At 29.5% G+C, this 22,376-nt stretch carries 22 protein-coding genes; all 22 read left to right on the top strand.

Going from position 1 to position 22,376, the window contains the following annotated elements; all coding sequences use genetic code 11:
• Positions 1-2: 2 nt before the first annotated feature.
• The 22 genes from P2W75_RS21780 to P2W75_RS21675 all read left to right on the top strand — a co-directional run bounded on the left by P2W75_RS21780 (position 3) and on the right by P2W75_RS21675 (position 22,324).
• On the top strand, positions 3-686 hold the full coding sequence (locus P2W75_RS21780; protein ID WP_239023074.1) for a CatB-related O-acetyltransferase: 684 nt from the start codon (positions 3-5) through the stop codon (positions 684-686).
• Entirely contained in the window at positions 674-1,426 is a 753-nt protein-coding gene (locus P2W75_RS21775) for a glycosyltransferase family 2 protein (protein WP_207294686.1), read from the top strand. Before P2W75_RS21780 ends, P2W75_RS21775 begins: the two co-directional genes overlap by 13 nt.
• 4 nt (positions 1,427-1,430) lie before the next feature.
• Entirely contained in the window at positions 1,431-2,609 is a 1,179-nt protein-coding gene (locus P2W75_RS21770; protein WP_207294687.1) for a glycosyltransferase family 4 protein, read from the top strand.
• A gap of 76 nt (positions 2,610-2,685) precedes the next feature.
• Complete coding sequence (locus P2W75_RS21765) at positions 2,686-3,942, top strand: hypothetical protein (protein ID WP_276382071.1); 1,257 nt, start codon at positions 2,686-2,688, stop codon at positions 3,940-3,942.
• Between the two features lie 14 nt (positions 3,943-3,956).
• Entirely contained in the window at positions 3,957-5,237 is a 1,281-nt protein-coding gene (locus tag P2W75_RS21760; RefSeq protein ID WP_207294689.1) for a hypothetical protein, read from the top strand.
• 44 nt (positions 5,238-5,281) lie between these two features.
• Positions 5,282-6,313, top strand: coding sequence for a polysaccharide biosynthesis protein (locus P2W75_RS21755; RefSeq protein WP_207294690.1), 1,032 nt, complete (start codon positions 5,282-5,284; stop codon positions 6,311-6,313).
• Positions 6,314-6,420: 107 nt separating this feature from the next.
• The gene (locus tag P2W75_RS21750; protein ID WP_276382070.1) at positions 6,421-7,539 is read left to right on the top strand and encodes an NAD-dependent epimerase/dehydratase family protein; all 1,119 of its coding nucleotides are present in this window, start codon (positions 6,421-6,423) and stop codon (positions 7,537-7,539) included.
• Positions 7,540-7,693: 154 nt separating this feature from the next.
• Positions 7,694-8,827, top strand: a complete 1,134-nt coding sequence (gene wecB / locus P2W75_RS21745; RefSeq protein WP_276382069.1) for a non-hydrolyzing UDP-N-acetylglucosamine 2-epimerase — start codon at positions 7,694-7,696, stop codon at positions 8,825-8,827.
• Positions 8,828-8,840: 13 nt separating this feature from the next.
• Positions 8,841-9,635 carry a glycosyltransferase family 2 protein gene (locus P2W75_RS21740; RefSeq protein WP_276382068.1) on the top strand — a complete coding sequence of 265 codons (795 nt, stop codon included), beginning with the start codon at positions 8,841-8,843 and terminating at the stop codon, positions 9,633-9,635.
• A gap of 2 nt (positions 9,636-9,637) precedes the next feature.
• Positions 9,638-10,213 (top strand): DapH/DapD/GlmU-related protein, encoded by a 576-nt coding sequence (locus P2W75_RS21735; protein ID WP_276382067.1) that lies wholly within the window; start codon positions 9,638-9,640, stop codon positions 10,211-10,213.
• Positions 10,214-10,223: 10 nt separating this feature from the next.
• On the top strand, positions 10,224-11,357 hold the full coding sequence (locus P2W75_RS21730) for an SDR family NAD(P)-dependent oxidoreductase (protein WP_207294695.1): 1,134 nt from the start codon (positions 10,224-10,226) through the stop codon (positions 11,355-11,357).
• Complete coding sequence (locus P2W75_RS21725; RefSeq protein WP_276382066.1) at positions 11,354-12,391, top strand: hypothetical protein; 1,038 nt, start codon at positions 11,354-11,356, stop codon at positions 12,389-12,391. The genes P2W75_RS21730 and P2W75_RS21725 overlap by 4 nt, the downstream gene beginning before the upstream one ends.
• Positions 12,392-13,291: an NAD-dependent epimerase/dehydratase family protein gene (locus P2W75_RS21720; protein WP_276382065.1), complete on the top strand. Its 900-nt coding sequence runs from the start codon at positions 12,392-12,394 to the stop codon at positions 13,289-13,291. It begins immediately after the preceding gene.
• A 26-nt stretch (positions 13,292-13,317) separates the two neighbouring features.
• Positions 13,318-14,436 (top strand): GDP-mannose 4,6-dehydratase, encoded by a 1,119-nt coding sequence (gmd, locus tag P2W75_RS21715; RefSeq protein WP_276382064.1) that lies wholly within the window; start codon positions 13,318-13,320, stop codon positions 14,434-14,436.
• 33 nt (positions 14,437-14,469) lie between these two features.
• On the top strand, positions 14,470-15,402 hold the full coding sequence (locus P2W75_RS21710; protein WP_276382063.1) for a GDP-L-fucose synthase: 933 nt from the start codon (positions 14,470-14,472) through the stop codon (positions 15,400-15,402).
• A gap of 17 nt (positions 15,403-15,419) precedes the next feature.
• Positions 15,420-16,385 (top strand): glycosyltransferase family 4 protein, encoded by a 966-nt coding sequence (locus tag P2W75_RS21705; protein WP_276382062.1) that lies wholly within the window; start codon positions 15,420-15,422, stop codon positions 16,383-16,385.
• Positions 16,382-16,807 carry a WxcM-like domain-containing protein gene (locus tag P2W75_RS21700; protein ID WP_276382061.1) on the top strand — a complete coding sequence of 142 codons (426 nt, stop codon included), beginning with the start codon at positions 16,382-16,384 and terminating at the stop codon, positions 16,805-16,807. The genes P2W75_RS21705 and P2W75_RS21700 overlap by 4 nt, the downstream gene beginning before the upstream one ends.
• Entirely contained in the window at positions 16,800-17,933 is a 1,134-nt protein-coding gene (locus P2W75_RS21695) for a DegT/DnrJ/EryC1/StrS aminotransferase family protein (RefSeq protein WP_276382060.1), read from the top strand. Before P2W75_RS21700 ends, P2W75_RS21695 begins: the two co-directional genes overlap by 8 nt.
• 24 nt (positions 17,934-17,957) lie before the next feature.
• Entirely contained in the window at positions 17,958-18,506 is a 549-nt protein-coding gene (rfbC, locus tag P2W75_RS21690; protein WP_207294703.1) for a dTDP-4-dehydrorhamnose 3,5-epimerase, read from the top strand.
• A complete protein-coding gene (gene rfbD / locus P2W75_RS21685) occupies positions 18,506-19,351 on the top strand; it encodes a dTDP-4-dehydrorhamnose reductase (protein WP_207294704.1) in 846 nt (281 codons plus the stop codon). The genes rfbC and rfbD overlap by 1 nt, the downstream gene beginning before the upstream one ends.
• 37 nt (positions 19,352-19,388) lie before the next feature.
• Entirely contained in the window at positions 19,389-20,273 is an 885-nt protein-coding gene (gene rfbA / locus P2W75_RS21680) for a glucose-1-phosphate thymidylyltransferase RfbA (RefSeq protein WP_207294705.1), read from the top strand.
• 83 nt (positions 20,274-20,356) lie between these two features.
• Positions 20,357-22,324, top strand: coding sequence for a nucleoside-diphosphate sugar epimerase/dehydratase (locus P2W75_RS21675; protein WP_207294706.1), 1,968 nt, complete (start codon positions 20,357-20,359; stop codon positions 22,322-22,324).
• The last annotated feature ends 52 nt before the right edge of the window (positions 22,325-22,376 follow it).

Genomic DNA, 22,376 nt, shown 5'->3' with positions numbered 1-22,376 from the left:
TAATGGTATTACGTCTTTTAAAAAAAATAGTTCCTTTTAAGTTTAAATATTACCTTAGGAAAAACCAAATCGAAAGAGCAAATGAAAAGCTGAGGTTAGGGAATATGGTAACAGTCGACAAAACTTATTTCGGAAAATATAACACAATTTATGATAATGTGATCTTAAGTAATGTAACTCTAGGCGACTTTACGTATGTTGCTGCTAATAGCTCAATTATCTATACAAAAATAGGAAATTATTGTTCAATAGCTAGTAATGTAAAATGTGGTTTAGGCTTTCATCCCAGCAAAATTTTTGTGTCAACACACCCTGTATTTTATTCATTATCGCAGCAGTCTCAAATTGCCTTTGTAGATAAATCTTATTTTGAAGAATATAGGAGTATAGAGATTGGTAATGATGTTTGGATTGGAGAGAATGTTACAATAGTTGGTGGAGTAAAAATTGGCGATGGTGCGATAATTGCTGCTGGAGCTGTAGTTACTAAAGATATACCTCCATATGGTGTAGTTGGAGGAGTCCCAGGTAAATTAATTAAATATAGATTCGAGCAAAATGAAATTGATTTTTTGTTAAAATTAAAATGGTGGGATTTTGATTATAAAGTTGTAAAAGAAAACGTTTTATTATTCCATGATATAAAACAATTAATGAATTCAAGTTTTAATAAATGGAATCTATAAGTCCTTTAATTTCTATTGTAACAGTAGTTTTTAATTGTGAAAAAACAATTGAAAATACTATTTTAAGTGTAGTAAATCAAGATTTCGAAAATTACGAATTTATCATTATAGATGGCGGTAGTACTGATAATACAGTTGCTATAGTGGAAAAATATAAAGATAAAATTACTAGATGGATTTCTGAACCAGATAAAGGTATTTATGATGCAATGAATAAAGGAGCCAGAATGGCGAAAGGAGAGTGGATAAATTTCATGAATGCAGGAGATGAGTTCGCAATTCACAATTTTGATTCTTTACAAGAAGTAATGAAAGATGAAAAATGTGGTATTATATATGGGGATGTAATAATTAAAAAGGAAGATGACTCTCTTTTTGTAGATGTGGCTAGACCGTTAGATCAAATAAACTATCTTCTTAATTTTTGTCATCAAAGTTCTTTTGTAAGAACAAAACTTTTAGTTGAAACACCATTTTCTCTTGATTATAAGATTTCATCAGATTATGATTTTTTTCTAAAAATGTTTAAAAAAGGATATAAGTTTGAGTACATTAATGAATCAATTTCCACGTTTGCTCTTGGTGGAATCTCCACAGGAATTAGCAAACAGTATTTAAAGGAAAGAGTTAGTATAATAGTTAATGTACACTTTCCATTATCAGCTAAAATTTTATATTTATTTAAATTTTTAAAAACTTTAGTACCTGTAAATTTCACTAATAGTAAAACTATAAATTAAAAACTTGAAAAATATTCTTATAATTCATCATGGAATAGGTGTAGGGGGAGGGTTAATAGCATTATTAGGTTTAATTGATGAACTTAAATTAAAAAATAATGTCAAGGTTTTTTGTGTTTTTGACAGCGAAGCAGTTACTTATATAAAAAACACAGGAGTTGACGTTTTTCTTCCATATTCGATAAATTATAAGAAATATTATAGTTTGTTTTTACATAGTGAGGCATCATACTTTAACGTTGCTAGTTCTATAAGAATGGTTAAAAATTTAGTTACATTCTTTTTAAATAAATATTATTTTGCTCAGAGAGAGTTAGAAAGGCTAAATTTTGAATATGATATTGTATATTTAAATTCAACCTTTATTTCAGACTGGTCTAGAGCAGCGAAGAATCTGAATAAAAAAGTTATAATTCATATACGCGAACCATTAGCTAAAGGTCTTTTTGGGTTTAGAAAGAATATAATTAAAAGAAATGTTTCTAAATATTGCGACTGGATTATTGCAATTTCTAAGGACAATAGCAAAAGGATTGGACTATTGGAAAAAACAACTGTAATATATGACCCTATTGTATCCAAAAATAGAGCCGACGATAAAGAGATTTTACTTCAGCCTCAGTTTATATATTTTTTGTATTTAGGCGGTAGTCAAAGAATTAAAGGATTTGAGCAATTTGTTAAATCTTTGCCATATCTAAATGAAAATATAAAGATTTTTTTTCTAGGAGGGAATCATAATTATTTAGAAAGTAGATTGGATAAACTTTTTGCTATTTTCGATCCTTTTTACTGGAAAGTAAATTCTTTAGAAAATGAACTAATAAGATCTCAGAGAATTATAAACGTAGGTATGGTTGATGATGTTTTTAGCTACTACAATAATTGTAGAGGAGTTATTTCTCCATTTTCTAAGCCACATGCGGCATTGCCAATTCTGGAAGCTTTTTTTAAAAGTAAACCAGTTATAGTTTCAAACATTGAGGGAATGAATGAGATTGTTAATCACACAAATGGTATTTTTTTTAATAATAAACATCCAAAAAAATTGGCAGACGCAATAAATTATATGTCAATCATGAGTGATTTTGAGTATAGTGAAATGTGTTGTAATGCAAAAAAAACATTTCAAAAATTAATGCAAAAAAATCTATCAGTGCAAGTAATCATTAATAAATTTTAAAAGATAAATTTCATTTGTACTGATATGATTTATAGTTTATTTATGTCATAATTCTGCAAAGTAGTATTACCAAATAATGATAAAAGGATTAAAAGATAAAAGTATAAGTAACTTAAAATTCTCACATTATATTGTTCTTTTTATAATAATATATATATCTGATGATACATTTAATTTTGGAACTAATGAAAATTATGTGTATTTACTAGCTAAATATATAATTTATTTACTTTTAACGGTTTATCTGTTGTCTGTTACCAATTTGAAATTCCTTACTACTTTAACAAAAAGTAGTTTAGTTTTCTATTTGATTGTATTTTTTATAATATTGACCTCTTTTTATAATTTTGATATATCTGGGGGCTATGTATATCAAATATGGTTGTTTTTCTTAGCTTTGCTAGTGGTCAATTTTTATTCAAGTAAACAATTTATTTATGTTTATTTAAAAATAGTTTACACTTTAAGTTTTGTTTCGTTATTAATTTTTATAATTTCAAATATATCTAGCTCTATTTTTCAAATATTTCCCATGCAAACAAATTCAGCTGGTGCAAATGTTTATAATTTAGGTATTTGTATGGTTTCATTCGAGAATACATATATCAGAAATATGAGTATTTTTAGAGAGCCTGGCGTTTTTATGATTTATTTGAATTTTGCAGTAATTTTAGAACTTTTTTTTAAGGAAGAAATAAATAGACGTTATTTATTAGTATTCATTCTTGCCATTGTTTCTACATTTTCGACAGCAGCCTTTATAATATTAGGAACAATCTTATTTGCGTACTTGTTTATTAAAAGCACTAAAAAGGTGGTATTAAAAAATAAAGCAATAATTTTAGGATTAATTATGCTTGCCGTTTTGTTTATTTTATCTTCAGCAGAATTCTACAATATGATCTTTGATAAAATTGGGAAGGATTCTATTGGTGAAGGTAGTTCTTTAGCCAGAGGTGTTTCTGTTTTAGCCAATTTTAATATATTTTTAGAGAACTTTCTTTTTGGAGTAGGTATAAAGATATATCCTTTAACATTTTCGAAGGCTACTTTAGCCTTAATTGGTGTATCATTAGATATTGGAAATAATACCAACACCATAACCACAATTTTAGCAGTGTATGGTATTTTTACAGGATTTTTATTTGTTTATATGTTATTCAGTTTTGCAAAAAAAACATCTAATTCGCTTGTAATAAGAGTTTTAATTTTTTTAGTCTTAATAATGTTTTATAGTAATGAAGATATGCGATATTCTTTAATGTCTGCAGCAATGTTAATGTGGGGATTAAAAAATAAAGAAATAATAGTAATAAATAACATTGCCTCATAGTCACCAATATTGCCATGAAGATCTTAATATTATCGTATGATTTTTATCCAGAAGGAAAACCTAATACTTATCGCTGGTTTAATATAGCCAAAAGTTGGGTTAATAAAGGTGCCGAAGTTTATGTTGTTACTGCCGATAAAAATCAGTATTTAGCATATGAAGAAATAGATGGAGTAAAAATATATAGAACAACAGAATATTTTATTGGTAATTTGAAATATCAATATAGAGAAAGTATCAATAATCCTATAGTAGAATCTAAAATTGATAATAAAGGGGTTAAATTTTTTCTCAAGGGACTCATTCGTAAAATTTATAATGCTACATGGTCGAATATTTATTGGCCAGATCATTCTTTTTTATGGACCTTCTCTGCTGTACCGGTGGCGTCTAAAATTATAGAAGAACATAATATAGATAAACTTATTACAGCTTCATGGACTTTTTCTGCTCATAGGATAGGAGATAAACTTAAAAAGAAATTTCCAAACCTATATTGGCTAGCGGATACAATTGACCCTTTTTGCTTTAATGCGAGAGTTAATAACCTTTTCTTGTATAACAGGTTAAATGTATCATACGAAAACAAAATATTTAAACGTGCAGATTTTAATTCTGTACTCACAGAAAAAATAAAAAAAAAATATGTTTCTCTTTTTCCTGCTTTAGAACATAAGATAGGTGTTAATAATAACATTTTTATTCCTGTAGAATTTGATTACAGTAAAACTATTGAAAATGAAAAAATTCGTTTACTGTTTTTGGGTACTTTGTCTCAGGCCACAAGATCTCCTAAAAACTTACTTGTTTTACTTGATAATTTGCTAAAAAAATATCCTGATATTAAAATAGAAATTGATTTTTATGGCGATTTTACAGATACAAAAGATGAATTTGCTAAATATCCGGAATTACTAAGTAATTATATACATCTTAATAATTTCATAACTAGAGAAGAAGTAAATAAAGTTATAAAAAATGCCGATATTCTTTTAAATATAGGAAATAGTAATGAGTATCAAGAACCTAGTAAACTTATAGAATATATGTATTCAAGTAAGAAGATTCTAAATATTTGTACCATAGAGAATGATACATCTGCAGAATTATTAAAGCAATATCCTTTAAGTCTGAGTATCTATCCAGGTGAAATAAATAATGATATAACTCTAGAAAAATTGATTACCTTTTTTAATGGAAAAGAAATAGTTGATAGAAGTAAATTAAGAGAAATTTTAAAAAATTACTTATTAGAAACGGTAGCAGATAAATATTTAAACTTTTTATCCAGGTGATTTTATAAGGATAATAGTTACAGAATTCAAAATAAAATTTTAATATGTTTAAAAATAAAATATTATTAATAACAGGGGGCACTGGCTCTTTTGGGAATGCAGTATTAAGTAGATTTCTTGAGACAGATCATTTTAAAGAAATCCGTATTTTTTCTCGAGATGAAAAAAAACAAGATGATATGCGTAATCGATTAAAGAATAATAAACTTAAGTTTTACATTGGTGATGTAAGGGATTATAAAAGCATTGAACGTGCTATGCGTGGTGTTGATTATGTTTTTCATGCTGCAGCATTAAAGCAGGTGCCTTCGTGTGAATTCTTTCCCCTTGAAGCAACTAAAACTAATGTAATTGGGACGCAGAATGTTATTGATGCTGCGGAAGAAAATAAAGTACATAAAGTAATTTGTTTGAGTACAGATAAAGCAGCATATCCTATTAATGCAATGGGTATTTCTAAAGCACTTATGGAGAAAGTTGCCGTAGCTGCTTCAAGAAATTTACAGAATACTACAGTTTGTCTTACTAGATATGGAAATGTGATGGCTTCTCGTGGATCTGTAATACCGCTGTTTTTAAGTCAAATTCAGGAAGGAAAAGCAATTACTATTACTGACCCTAAAATGACTCGTTTTTTAATGTCACTTGATGAAGCAGTTGAATTAGTTTTATTCGCTTTTGAACATGGAAACCCGGGTGATCTCTTTGTTAATAAGGCTCCAGCAGGAACTATTGGTGATTTGGCCCAAGCATTGAAAGAACTTTGTAATGCCGATAATGAAATTAAAGTAATAGGGACACGTCATGGAGAAAAACTTTACGAAACATTATGTACTCGTGAAGAGATGCTTAAAGCAGAAGATATGGGAGAATTTTATAGAATTCCAGCTGATAATCGAGATTTAAATTATGCACAGTATTTTTCAGAAGGTGAAGAAGACATTTCTTTAATAGAGGATTATCACTCTCACAATACATATCAACAAAATGTTGAGGGGATGAAAAAATTGTTATCGACTTTACCATTAATAAGAAAAGAAGTTTTTGGAGAAGATGTTCCTCAGATGCCGGGATAATTCTTTGAAAAAATTGCATCGATTAACATTAAAATAAGTATTGTGTAGTTTTGGAGTAATAGATTTTAGGATAATCTATTATTAAATTTTAAAGTTTTAAATATAATATGCTAAAAGTTGGAATAACCGGACAAGCGGGATTTGTTGGTAAACATTTATTTAATACAATTGGACTTCATCCAAAAGAATTTGTTCTAATAGATTTTAAAAGACATTATTTTGATGACGAATCTAAATTAAATGAGTTTGTGTCAGAATGTGATGTTATTGTCCATCTTGCAGGTATGAATAGACACAACGATCCTCAAACGATTTATAATACAAATATTGATTTAGCAAAAAAAATAATCAAGTCACTGGAATTTACAGATAGTAGAGCTCATGTTATTTTCTCTTCTTCAACTCAGGAAGAAAATGAAAATTTGTATGGTAAATCAAAAAAAGATAGCCGAGAACTATTTGTAAATTGGGCAAAAAGATCAAAAGGAAAATTTACAGGTATGATAATTCCTAATGTTTTTGGACCATTTGGCCATCCGAATTATAATTCTGTTGTCGCTACCTTTAGTCATAAAATAGCTAGAAATGAAATACCTAAAATTGAGGTTGATAATACAATTAAATTAATATATGTAGGAGAACTTGTAGAAGTTATTTTGGAAGAAATTAAGAAAAATGAAGGAAACCATCTGATACAAGTAAAACACACTTCTGAGTGTACTGTCTCTAAATTATTGTCATTACTAAATTCATATAAAGAGCAATATCAAGATAAAGGACAGATACCTGTTTTAGACAATAAGTTTGAGTTAAATTTATTCAATACTTATCGTTGTTATATTGATTTTAAAGAGTATTTTCCAGTAAAATTTACCCAACATGCTGATGAAAGAGGAAGTTTTGTTGAAATTATAAGACTAGGAGTAGGAGGACAAGTTTCTTTTTCGACAACAGTACCTGGAATAACTCGTGGAAACCATTTTCATACAAGAAAAATAGAGAGATTTGCTGTAATAAAAGGAAAAGCATTAATTCAATTACGACGAATTGATAGTGACGAAATTTTAGAATTTTATCTTGATGGGGATAATCCTGCTTATGTAGATATGCCTATATGGTATACTCACAATATTAAAAATATAGGCAGTGATATACTATATACTAATTTTTGGATCAATGAATTTTTTGATCCAAATGATCCTGATACTTATTTATTAGAGGTCTAATAAAAAGATAGATTTTGTAATGGAAGATTGAATTAAATTTGATTCCTTTTTAAAGCTACTAAAAATAAAAAAAGTTATTAAAAAAAATCAATTATAAAATATATTAATTAATGTTTATGAATCTCTTAGGACATATCAGAAGAAAGAATTTATTATGAAGAAATTAAAAGTTATGACGGTTGTTGGAACCCGTCCTGAGATTATAAGACTTTCACGTGTAATGGCGGCATTGGATAAATCAGATGCTATTGATCATATTATTGTACATACTGGTCAAAATTATGATTATGAATTAAACCAAATTTTTTTTGAAGATCTGGGTATAAGAAAGCCAGATCACTTCTTAAATGCTGCGGGAGTTTCTGCTGCAGAAACGGTAGGGCAGATTTTGATTAAAATTGATCCATTACTGGAACTTGAGCAACCTGATGCCTTTTTAGTTTTAGGTGATACTAATAGCTGTTTGTGTGCCATTCCTGCAAAAAAAAGACATATTCCTATTTTTCATATGGAGGCAGGAAATCGTTGCTTTGATCAAAGAGTTCCAGAGGAGACAAATCGAAAAATTGTAGATCATATTTCAGATATTAATCTTACTTATAGTGATATTGCCCGCGAATATTTATTGCGTGAAGGTTTATCTGCTGATAGAATTATAAAAACGGGATCACCAATGTTTGAAGTTTTAAATCATTATATCAATGATATAAAAAGTTCAGATGTGTTGGAAAGACTTGAACTTGAAGAGGGGAAATTTTTTGTGGTATCTTCTCACCGTGAAGAAAACATTAATAGCGAAAAGAATTTTAACGGACTTATAGAGAGCTTAAATTTAATTGCTGAAAAATATAATTTTCCTGTAATTGTTAGTACGCATCCTCGTACACGTAACATGATTGATAAAAAAGGTATAACCACTCATAAAAATGTTAAGTTTTTAAAACCATTGGGATTTAATGATTACAATGCGTTACAAATGAGGTCGTTTGCTGTTTTATCTGACAGTGGAACAATCTCTGAAGAATCATCAATATTAAATTTTCCAGCACTTAATATACGTGATGCGCATGAACGACCTGAGGCTATGGAAGAAGCTTCTGTAATGATGGTTGGTTTAAATCCTCAACGAATCTTGCAAGGACTAATTCAGCTTCAAACTCAAAAAAGAGGAAATGAAAGAAATTTTAGACCAGTAGCTGACTATTCAATGCCAAATGTATCCGATAAAATTGTTAGAATTATTTTAAGTTATACCGACTACATCAAGAGAGTAGTCTGGAGAGAATAAAAATATTTAATTGATGGATGTTTCCGTAATAATTCCGATGTACAATTCTGAAAGTACGATCGAAAAATGTGTTAAGTCAGTATTAGATCAAACTTACGACGGGCAATTAGAAATTCTAATCGTTAATGATGGATCAATAGATAATTCTGAAAAAATCGTTGATAAATTAATTAGCGAGAATAACTCAAAAAAAATTATTAAAATTATTAATAAAAAAAATGGAGGTGTTTCATCAGCAAGGAATATTGGGTTAAATGCAGCAAAGGGAGATTTAATAGCATTACTTGATAGCGATGATGAATGGTTTAAAAATAAATTAGATATCCAAATTCCATATTTAAAAAATAGAGATTTCGATTTTGTTGCAACATGTAGAAATGATGAAAAAATAGGTTTCCCTTACAAAGTAATTAATGATGAGTATGCAGAAATTAAGCTAAAAAAACTTTTGATTAAAGTTGTAGGACAAACTTCTACAGTTTTATTTAAAAGAAAAATCTTAACTAATACTGGGAATTTTGATGAAAATCAAAAATATTCAGAAGATGCAAATTATTGGATGCGTATTTCATTAAATAATAAAATGATTATTTTGAATAAAAGTCTTGTTTTTACAGGAGGAGGAAAACCAGCCGTTGGATTTTCAGGTCTTTCGGCCAATTTAGAAGCAATGGAGGAAGGAGTCCATAAAAATATTAGAGAGATGTATAGCCTAGGAGAAATAAATTTTTTAGAATTTCAATTGATTAGACTATTCTCGAAAATTAAATATCTTCGGAGAAAAATTAAAGTCAAGAGAACGCTATAAATATGTATTTTAAATTTTTTTGGATAATTAGAGCTTTATTTTATAAGCCTTTTTTTGGTAAATTTTTGATGCCTTCATATATTGGAAAGCCTGTTTATTTACATGGTATAAAAAACATTTTTATTGAAAAAAATGTTCGGTTATTTCCAAATATCCGTATGGAAGTACATGGTAAGGATGCAAGTATAACAATTAGTGAAGATGTTGGTATAGCTCAAAATGTTCATATAACATCTGGATCGAATCTTACTATAGGTAAATCTTCTACCATATTAGCAAATGTATTCATTACTAATATTGATCATGATTATACAACAATAGGAGTGAATATTTTAAAGCAGGGAATGATAATCAAGGAGACAAAAATAGGCGATAACTGTTTTATTGGTATTGGAGCAGCGATACAAGCAGGCACAATATTAGGAAATCATTGTGTTGTGGGAGCAAATTCAGTTGTGAAAGGAATATTTCCAGATTATTCGATAATAGCAGGTGTACCTGCTAAAATTATAAAAAGATATAATACACAAAGTGGACTATGGGAGAAAACGAATTCTGAAGGAACATTTTTAAATTAAAAATACAATTATGAAAAATATATTAATAACAGGGGGAGCAGGATTTATAGGTAGTAACTTGGCGCTTAAACTAATTGAAAAAGGTTATAAGATTACAGTATTAGATAATCTTTCAAAACAAATACATGGAGACAATCCCGAGATTACATCAACTTTATATAGAAGTATAAAAGATAAAGTTACTTTTATTGAAGGAACTGTTACTTCAAGAGAAGATTGGAAAAAAGCTTTAGAAAACCAAAATATAATAGTGCATTTTGCAGCCGAAACAGGAACTGGGCAATCAATGTATTGTATTGAAAAGTATACAGAGGTGAATATCAAAGGAACTGCAATAATGCTTGATTTGTTAGCAAATAATAAATATTCAGTCGAAAAAGTTATAATTGCCTCTTCAAGATCTATTTACGGAGAAGGGAAGTATGAACATCCTAAATTGGGCATTGTGTATCCTTCGCATAGAAATGAGAAAAATATGCTAGAAGGTGATTTTGAAGTAAGATATAAAGATTCTGAGATTCTAAAATTATTACCAACTGATGAAGAATCAAAGATACATCCATCATCTGTTTATGGCATAACGAAGCAAAATCAAGAACAAATGGTTATGACAGTGTGTCCAACTTTGGGGATTTCTCCTGTGTCATTCAGATATCAAAACGTTTATGGTCCAGGGCAATCTTTATCAAATCCTTATACGGGAATTCTTTCAATATTTTCTACCCAAATTAGAAACAATAATGGGATTCAAATTTTTGAAGATGGTAAAGAAACAAGAGATTTTGTTTTTATTGATGATGTGGTTGATGCTACAGTTAGAGGTATTGAAAAAGAGGAAGCAAATGGTAATATTTTTAATGTTGGAACAGGAGTAGCAACGGATGTATTGACAGTTGCAAATTCTTTAATTTCTGCATACAAAATTGACGTTGCAGTAACAATTACAGGTAAGTTTAGATTGGGAGATATTAGACATAATTACGCTGATTTGACAAAGATTTCGTCATTGCTTGGATTCGAACCTAAAGTCCTTTTCGCTGATGGTATAAAAAAATTTAGTTCGTGGGTACTAGAACAAGAAATTCAAGAAGATAAACTAACTAAATCTCTTGAGGAAATGAAAATGAAGGGATTGCTAAAATGAAACTTAGAGAATATCTGCATAATAAGAATATAATTTTCTTCTCTGTACAAACATTTAATTTAGAGAAAGAGATTATTGGAAAGCTTAAAGAATATGGGGCGTTTGTAGATTACTATGATGAAAGACCATCCAATAATATTTTTGCAAAAGGAATAATAAGGTTAAAAAGAAGCGTCTACCAACATAGGATTGATAAGTATTATAAAAATATACTTCATCAAGTCGCTCATAAAAAATATGACATATTATTTGTAAATAGAGGAGAGGTTGTTCCAGGTTTTTTTCTTGAAGAATTTAAAAAACTTCAGCCAAAATGTGAAATGGTGTTTTATACATGGGATTCTTTTACAAACCATACACACCCAACAACAATATTGAAGTATTTTGACAAAAAATTCACTTTTGATTCTGATGATGCTGTAAAATATAATATTAATTTTAGGCCTCTTTTTTACTTAGACTCTTACAAATCTATTAAAGAAGAAAAGAATGAATGGGAATATGATTTGCTTTTTTTAGGAACTGCACACTCCGATAGATATGAAATAAGTACAAAAATAATTCAGTGGAGTGAAAATCAAGGATTTAAATGTTTTTCTTATTATTTTATGCATAGTAGACTCGTTTATTTTTATAAAAAGAAATATGATCAGACTTTTAAAAAATTTGATTTTAAAAAGCTAAGTTTTAAAAGTTTGACAAAAAATGAAATTTTGGAATTATACAGAAAAACAAATGTCATTCTAGATATTAATCATCCTGGACAAAAGGGATTAACTATGAGAACATTTGAAGCATTAGGGGCTGGTAAAAAATTAATTACAACTAATAAAGAAATTGAAAAGTACAGTTTTTATAGTCCTAATAATGTTTATATAATTAATAGAGATAATATTATTTTAGATAAAGGTTTCTTTGAAACGGTATATGAAGATGTAAATCAAGAATTGTATTACAAAGCTTCTATAGAAGGTTGGCTATACTGCGTATTTGTAGAAAAAGATTTGAATTATTGGATAAAAGAAATTGCATAGATGGAGATTTTAATGACAGGTGCTACAGGTTTTGTAGGAAGTTATCTAAGAGTTTATTTGGAAAAAAAACGAAATACTATAAAAACTGTAAGTTTTCGATATCACCCAGATCAATATTTTGATTTTAAAGAAAACGCAATTGTGCATTTGGCAGGAAAAGCTCATGACATCAAGAATGTTTCAAGACCTAGTGACTATTATGAAGCCAATTTCGAATTAACGAAACAAGTTTTTGATTCCTTTTTAAAGTCTGAAGCAGCTGTTTTTGTTTATTTAAGTTCTGTAAAAGCTGTAGCAGATAATATTGATGGAGTATTGACTGAAGATATTGTACCAAATCCCCAAACACATTATGGTATTTCAAAAAGGCAGGCAGAAGAATATCTTTTAAGCAAAGAATTGCCCTTGGGCAAAAGATTATATATTCTAAGACCTTGTATGATTCATGGCCCGGGAAATAAAGGAAACTTAAATTTACTGTATAATTTTGTTTCAAAAAACTTGCCTTGGCCTTTAGGGGCTTTTGACAATCGTCGCTCTTTTTTAAGTGTAGAAAATATTTGTTTTGTAATAAATGAATTGTTAGAAACTAAAGAAATTCCTAATGGTATTTATCATGTTGCAGATGATGATTCGTTATCAACAAATGAATTGATTAAAACAATTGGAGCGAACTTAAGTAAAAAAAGTGTCATTTGGAAGGTTTCTCCTTTTGGAATAAAAGCAATTGCAAGAATGGGAGACTATCTGTCACTGCCATTAAATTCAGAAAGACTGAATAAATTAACTGAAAATTACGTTGTAAGTAATTCAAAAATTAAAAAAGCTCTAAAAAAAGAGTTTCCAGTAGCAACAAAAGAAGGATTAGCTATAACGATAAAATCCTTTAATAAAATATAATTAATACACTTTACAATATAAAATATATGAAAGTAGCACTTATAACAGGTATCACTGGACAAGACGGTTCATACTTGGCAGAATTACTATTAGAGAAGGGATATATGGTTCATGGTGTTAAAAGAAGAGCTTCTTCTTTTAATACACAACGTATTGATCACATATATCAGGATCAGCATGAAAGCCATGTGAATTTTAAACTGCATTATGGTGATTTAACAGATTCTACAAATATTATTAGAATTATTCAAGAGATTCAACCAGATGAAATATACAATTTAGGAGCAATGAGTCATGTAAAAGTTTCTTTTGACTCGCCAGAGTATGTTGCAAATGTTGATGGTATTGGTACATTAAGAATTTTAGAAGCAGTTCGTATTTTAGGATTGGAAAATAAAACACGTATCTATCAAGCGTCAACATCTGAATTGTATGGAGGACTTGCAGAAAATAAAAATGAGAAAGGATTTTATGATGAAAACTCTCCGTTTTATCCACGTTCTCCATATGGGGTAGCTAAAATTTATGGATTTTGGATTACTAAAAACTATCGCGAAGCATATAATATGTATGCTTGTAATGGAATTTTATTTAATCACGAATCGCCACGTAGAGGAGAAACTTTTGTTACTCGAAAAATTACTATGGCGACAGCGGCTATAGCTTTAGGAGAGCAAGACTGTTTGTATCTAGGAAATTTAGATGCACAACGTGATTGGGGACATGCCAAAGATTATGTAGAAGCAATGTGGAGAATTCTACAGCAGGATGTTGCAGAAGATTATGTTATTGCAATGGGAGAAACTACCTATGTACGTGATTTTGTGAAAATGTCTTTCGCAGAAGTCGGTATAGAAATAGAATTTAGAGGAGAGGGAGTAAACGAAAAAGGGTATGTCGCTTCTTGTAATCATCCTTCTTATCAGATTGAAATTGGTAAACAAATTATCGCTGTTGATCCTCAATATTTCCGCCCAACTGAAGTGGATTTACTTATTGGAGATCCAACAAAATCAAAGACTAAATTAGGTTGGGTTCCTCAATATGATTTAGCAGGTTTAGTAAAAGAAATGATGGCATCTGATATTGCATATGTTCAAAGAGAAAAAATGTTAAACGAAGCAAGATCAATTGCTAAATACTAAGTTTAAAAACATCTTAAATAGAAGAAATTCACTATGAGATTAAATGATAAAATATATGTAGCCGGACATCGTGGAATGGTAGGTTCTGCTATCTTAAGAAAATTAAAAGCTCAAGGATTTACAAATTTTATTTTGAAAACTTCATCTGAACTTGATTTGAAAAATCAACAAGCTGTGGCAGATTTCTTTACACAAGAAAAACCAGATTATGTTTTTTTAGCAGCAGCAAAAGTTGGTGGGATCATTGCAAATAATACTTACAGAGGGGATTTTATATATGAAAACCTAATGATACAGAATAATGTGATTCATCAGGCATATTTAAATAATGTTAAAAAATTAATGTTTTTAGGCTCTTCATGTATTTATCCAAAAATGGCTCCTCAACCATTAAAAGAGGAATATATGCTTACAGGTGAATTGGAACCTACAAATGAGCCTTATGCAATTGCTAAAATTGCAGGGATTAAGATGTGTGACGCTTATAGAGATCAATTTGGATGTAATTTCATCTCAGTTATGCCAACAAATTTATACGGTCCTAATGATAATTATGATCTCAATAATTCACATGTTCTTCCAGCAATGCTTCGAAAATTTATTACTGCAAAACGTAATGGTGATTCATCTGTTACTATATGGGGAACAGGAAGTCCTAAAAGAGAATTTCTGCACGCAGATGATTTAGCTGAAGCTTGTCTGTTTTTAATGGAAAATTATAATGATTCAGGATTGGTGAATATAGGAGTTGGTGAAGATATTTCAATTTTGGACTTGGCAGTTTTAGTGAAGAAAGTTGTAGGATACCAAGGAGATATTGTAACAGATACTTCTAAACCTGACGGTACTCCACGAAAATTAATGGATGTTTCTAAATTAAATAGTTTTGGATGGAAGGCAAGAACAACTTTAGAACAAGGAATCCAAAAAGTTTATGATGAAATAAAAGATGTTGAGTGGAAATAAATTTAAATAAATAAGGAATGCAGTATACAATATTGGCATTGATTTTAATGATATTGATGCTTCTTTATTTCAAAGTGGCAGATCATTTCAATATTATTGATAAACCCAATCAAAGAAGTTCGCACACCGAAATAACTTTAAGAGGAGGAGGAATTATTTTCTGGTTTTCTTCTTTACTATATTTTGTGCAGCATATTGAAAACAATTATTTCTTTTTTACAGGAATAACACTAGTGAGTTTAATAAGCTTTTGGGATGACATTCGGAGTTTGTCAAATAAAATTCGTATTGCTATGCATTTCCTTGCGATAACTTTAATTTTTTATGATTTGGGATTGTTTCTTTCCGTAGAAATATGGGGAGTGGTTGTTGCTTATATTTTGGCTATCGGGCTTATCAATGCGTATAATTTCATGGATGGAATAAATGGAATAACAGGACTTTATACTTTAACTGTTCTTGCGGCATTACTCTATGTAAATACAAAAGTTCAATTGTTTATTGATGGTTCTTTTATAAAATATGGAATGATTGCTAGCTTAGTTTTCCTATTTTTTAATTATAGAAAAAAGGCTAAATGTTTTGCAGGAGATGTAGGAAGTATTGCAATTGCATTTTGGATTATTTATTTGATTTTAAAGCTTATTCTATCAACAAGTTCTCTAATTTGGCTTTTATTTTTAGCCGTTTATGGAGTTGATGCTGTTTGTACAATCTTACATCGTTTGTATTTGAAACAAAATATTTTTGAAGCACATCGTCTGCATTTATACCAGATTCTGAGTAATGAATATAAAATACAGCATCGATTAGTTTCGCTTTATTATGCAGTGGTGCAAATTGGAGTGTCAATTTTAGTGATATTTCTGTATCAGAAAGTAAATGATTTTATACTGTTTCCTATTGTCATTATTCCACTGCTTTTGATATACTCAATAAAATTTTATTTAATCAATAAAAATAATTTAAGAGTAACAGTATGAATCCGAAAGTAATAGAAGGAGGGAATTTTTCTGATCATAGAGGAACTATTTCTTATGTAAATGATTTTAATTTTAAAGATATTGAGAGATTTTATATAATTAGTAATTCTGATGAAAATCCAATACGTGCCTGGCAAGGACATAAATTAGATTCGAAAAATTTTTATTGCGTTAGTGGTTCTTTTAAAATTCATTTTGTGAAAATTGATAATTGGGAAAAGCCATCAAAAGATTTGACCATTGAAACGGTAGTTGTATCTGAATTTGATAGTAAGATCGTTCATGTTCCTGCGGGCTATGCTAATGCCATTGAATCATTAGAAAAAAACTCAAAATTAATATCGTTTTCTACTTTGCCATTAGCTAATGTAAAAGAAGATGATGCTCGATATCCATCTGATTATTGGAATTTAAATGAGTAGAATATATTTATCATTATCAAAGCAAAGTGGTTTTGAAATGGAATATGTTGAAAAAGCACTGAAGTCTAATTGGATCACTTCCGGAGGACCTAATGTAAATGATTTTGAAGTTGAACTTCAGAACTATTTCGGAAAAGATTCACTGGTTACCGCATTAAATTCTGGAACATCTGCTATTCATTTAGCATTAATATTGTTAGGAGTAAAAGCTGGAGATGAAGTGATTTGTCAAAGTTTAACATTTTCTGCTTGTGCAAATCCTATTTTGTATCAGGGAGCTACACCAATTTTCGTTGATAGTGAAAATGAAACTTGGAATATTTGTCCAGATAATCTTGAAATTGCAATAAAAGACAGATTAAAAAAAGGAAGAAAGCCCAAAGCAATAATAGCAGTTCATTTATATGGAATGCCTTATAAGATAGATGAAATTCATGCTATCGCAGATCGTTATGAAATTCCTGTTATAGAAGATAGTGCAGAGGCATTAGGGAGTAGTTACAAAGGAAAAAAATGCGGAACATTTGGTCATTTTGGAATATTTTCATTTAATGGTAATAAAATAATAACAACATCAAGCGGCGGGGCTCTAGTGTCTAATTCTAATGAATTAAAACAAAAAGCTATTTTTTATGCCACACAATCAAAAGATAATGCGATTCATTATCAACATAGCGAAATAGGTTATAATTACAGAATGAGTAATATTTGTGCAGGTATTGGACTAGGACAAATAAAAACACTCGAAGGAAATATCACAGCAAGAAGAAATAATCATTCTTTTTATAAAAATCTGTTTAAATCCATTCAAGAGGTTGAACTCTTTGAAACTAAAAGTGAAGATTACTTTTCTAATTATTGGTTAACTACAATTGTGGTAAATTCTGATCAAGCTAAATACAGTAATTATAATCTTATGAAAGCTTTTGAAGAAAAAGATATAGAAACAAGACCCATTTGGAAACCCATGCATTTACAACCAGTTTTTGAGAAATATCCCTATTATGGTAATAAAGTATCTGAAAAATTGTTTGAATGTGGTCTTTGCCTTCCTTCAGGATCCAATCTCACAGATGAAGATAAAGATAGAATTGGAAATGTGGTTAAAACCTTTTTTAATAAATAAACAAAAAAGTAGAGTATATTTCATATGAAAATTGAAGAAACATTTATAAAAGATTTAGTAATTATTGAACCTACCGTTTTTGGAGATGAAAGAGGATATTTTTTTGAATCTTATAGTAAAACAAAATTTGAAGATCTAGGAATTAATATTGATTTTGTTCAAGATAATCAATCATTTTCTAAATATGGAACTTTGAGAGGATTACATTATCAAAATCCTCCTTTTGCTCAAACCAAATTAGTACGAGTTTTAGAAGGTGAAATTATTGATGTTGCTGTAGATCTAAGAAAAGATTCACCTACTTACGGAAAATCTTTTAGTATTTTACTTTCATCAGAAAACAAAAAGCAATTATTAGTTCCACAAGGATTTGCCCATGGATTTTCAGTAATAAGTGAGACTGCATCTGTTATGTATAAATGCGATCAATTTTATAACAAAGCTTCAGAAGGTGGAATTAAGTATGATGATCTTTCCTTAAATATTGATTGGGGAATGGATTTGAAAGATGCTATAGTTTCTGAAAAAGACCAAATTCTTCCTTTTATAGAAAACTGTAATAGTCTCTTTTAATGAAAAAAATTCTTGTAACGGGATCAACAGGACAATTAGGCTCTGAATTAGCTGAATTATCCGCACAGTACCCAAAATATCAGTGGATATTTGCAGATAGAACTAAAATCACTTTAGATGATTTAAAACTTCTGAATAATCAATTGAATGAAATTCAACCTGACATTATCTTAAATGGAGGGGCTTATACAGCAGTTGATAAAGCAGAAACAGACAAAGAATTGGCTTTTAAAATTAATCATCTTGCTGTTGAAGTAATAGCACGCTATACAGCAGAAAATAATGTGAAATTAATACATGTTTCAACAGATTATGTTTTTGATGGTTCATCTTCAACTGCTTTAGATGAAAAAGCTGAAACAAATCCCATTAATGTTTATGGCGAAAGTAAATTGGCTGGTGAAATTGCATGTATGCAGCAAAATCCAGATTCAATTATTATAAGAACCTCATGGGTGTACAGTAAATATGGAAACAATTTTGTTAAAACCATGCAAAGATTAATGGACCAAAGAGATGAACTTAATGTAGTAAATGATCAGATTGGATCACCTACATATGCCGCTGATTTAGCACAGGCGATGGTAACTATATTTGAGTCAGCTGAATGGATTCCAGGAATATATAACTTTTCAAATGAAGGAGAAATAAGTTGGTATGAATTTGCGTTGGCAATAAAAGAATTTGGAGGATACAAGTGTAATATTGAAGGAATACCAACTTCAGAATATCCTACACCAGCAAAACGCCCTAAGTTTTCATTACTAAACAAAGAAAAAATAAAATTAATTTATAATTTGGATGTTCCTTATTATAAAGAGAGTTTGAAAAAAATGTTTGTATAAACTGATTTCGAATAATCTTTAAAAATTAAAAAATATTATGAAAGGAATAATTTTAGCAGGAGGTTCTGGCACACGTTTACACCCGTTGACATTAGCTATGAGTAAACAAATGATGCCAGTATATGATAAACCTATGATTTATTATCCATTGTCAACTTTGATGATGTCTGGAATCAATGAAATATTAATCATTTCAACTCCGCATGATTTACCAAATTTTAAAAAATTATTAGGTGACGGTTCTAGTCTAGGATGCAAATTTAGTTATGCAGAACAAGCTGTTCCTAATGGTTTGGCACAAGCCTTTGTAATTGGAGAAGAATTTATTGGAGACGATGATGTTGCACTAATTCTGGGAGATAATATATTTTTCGGATCTAATATGCAGGAATTATTGAAATCAAATACTAAACCTCAAGGAGGAGTAGTTTTTGCCTATCACGTTTCAGATCCAGAACGTTATGGAGTAGTTGAATTTGATGAAAATTTAAACGCCATTTCTATTGAAGAAAAGCCAGAAAATCCTAAATCTCATTTTGCAGTGCCAGGATTGTATTTTTACGATAATTCTGTAGTCGAAATTGCAAAAAACATTAAGCCAAGTGCTCGTGGTGAATATGAAATTACCGATGTAAATAAAATATATTTAGAAAGAAAAAAATTAAAAGTGGGTATATTAAGCCGAGGAACTGCATGGCTTGACACAGGTACATTTAATAGTTTGATGCAGGCTGGACAATTTGTTCAGGTTCTTGAAGAAAGACAAGGATTAAAAGTTGGATGTATTGAAGAAATAGCTTGGAGACAAGGATTTATAAATGATAAACAACTGGAAGATTTAGCATTACCATTGGTAAAATCTGGATATGGATCGTACTTAATTGAATTTTTAAAACAAAAGAAAAATAATATAGGAGTTTAATTTTCCTTGAAAATACTTTTTTGAATTCTTTAATTCGTATTTTTGTTTATTATACAAGTTTTTAAAACTAACACTAAACCAAATTGGATACAGATAAATCAACCAAATTAGCATCTTTGTTGTACAATTCCTTTTCGCCAAGGAATTTAAGGGCTAATATTAATAACCTAAGTTATCTACCTAGATGGATAATTGTTGGTATTGATATAATGGTGCTTATTTTTTCCTTCACCTTTACATATATGTTGTTTGAAGGAACAGCATTGGGTTATATTATTATTTCTCATGACTTTTATTTTGTTGCGAGTTTAATAATTGTCAATGTATTTTTCTTTTGGCTTTTTAGGACTTACTCGGGAATTATCAGGCACTCCTCATATATAGATGCCATAAAACTGTTGTTTTCTCAAATGTCAGTTTTAGTGTTTTTTTTATTTTTCAATTTAGTTTTTGAGTTATATTCTGGACACAAAGCATTTCTTAATACGGCACTTTTTATCAATTTAGTGCTTTCTTTCTGTGGATTGTTTCTGTATCGTGTAATTGTAAAACAAACTTTCGAATTATACTTTTCTGAAAAAACGAATTCAAAACTTATTAGGACAGTTATTTACGGAACTGACGCCAATGCCATTTCTGTAGCTAATGCATTAAAATTTGAAACACCATCACGATTTAAAATTGTTGGTTTCGTAGATAAGAACAATCAAAATGCCTCTAAGCGAATGCTGGATTTGCCTATTTTGATATTACGAAAAAAACTACCAGCTCTAATGCGTTCTGTAGCTGCAGAAGGAGTAATCATAGCCGATAAAAGTTTAACAAAAGATGAGCAATTAATTATAGTTGATCAATGTCTTGAATTTAATTACAGGGTTTACACGGTTCCTTTGATTTCTGACTGGGAAAATCAAAAAGAGATTTCTCAAAAAGTAAAAAATATTCAAATTGAAGATTTACTAGAAAGAAAACCAATTGTATTAGATAGTAAGTCAATTTCGAAACAATTAAAAGATAAAACCATTCTTATTACAGGTGCAGCAGGTTCTATAGGAAGTGAAATCGTAAGACAGGTACTGGGTTTTAATCCAAAAACCGTTATCATTTTAGATCATGCAGAAACTCCTTTGCATAATCTTTGTCTAGAAACTTTGAGTATGAACTCAACAGCTAAAATTGTGGCTGTAATAACTGATATAAAAAGCAAAAAAGCATTAGAAAAAGTATTTAAAAACTACAATCCACATGTAGTTTTTCATGCTGCGGCTTATAAGCATGTTCCTTTGATGGAAGAAAATCCATCACAAGCTATTTTGACTAATATAAAAGGGACAAAAAATTTAGCAGATTTAGCTTGTAAGTATCATGTTAAGAAATTTGTAATGGTTTCGACAGATAAAGCTGTGAATCCTAGTAACGTGATGGGAGCAAGCAAGCGTATAGCCGAAAAGTATGTACAGTCTTTATTCTTAAAAAATCAAAAAGAAAATATACCTGGCGTAACAAAGTTCATTACAACGCGTTTTGGAAATGTACTAGGTTCAAATGGATCTGTTGTTCCTTTATTTACTAAACAAATAGCTGAAGGAGGACCTGTAACCATAACACATCAAGATATTATTCGTTATTTTATGACGATTCCAGAAGCTTGTCAACTGGTTTTAGAAGCAGGTGCAATGGGTAACGGTGGAGAGATTTACATATTTGATATGGGTAAACCAGTTAAGATTATTGATCTTGCCAAGAAAATGATTAAACTGGCTGGTTTTATTCCTGATAAGGAAATCAAAATTAAAATTGTTGGACTCAGACCTGGTGAAAAACTTTATGAAGAATTGTTAAATGATACTTCTAAAACGTTGCCAACTTATCACAATAAAATTATGATTGCTCAGGAAATACAAGATGGATATGAAGATCTGCATACCGATATTGACGAACTGATTGGTATAGCTGATTTTTATGATAATGAAGATATTGTGGCAAAGATGAAAAAAATTGTCCCTGAATTTAAAAGTATGAATTCTGCTTTTGAAGTTTTGGATAAATAATCTTCTAGAGATAAATGATTTAAAATTATAAATGAATAATAAAAAAGGTGTT

The sequence above is a fragment of the Flavobacterium sp. H4147 genome (assembly GCF_029360735.1).
Classification (GTDB): Bacteria; Bacteroidota; Bacteroidia; order Flavobacteriales; family Flavobacteriaceae; genus Flavobacterium; species Flavobacterium endoglycinae.
This window is presented reverse-complemented; position numbering and strand designations above follow the sequence as displayed.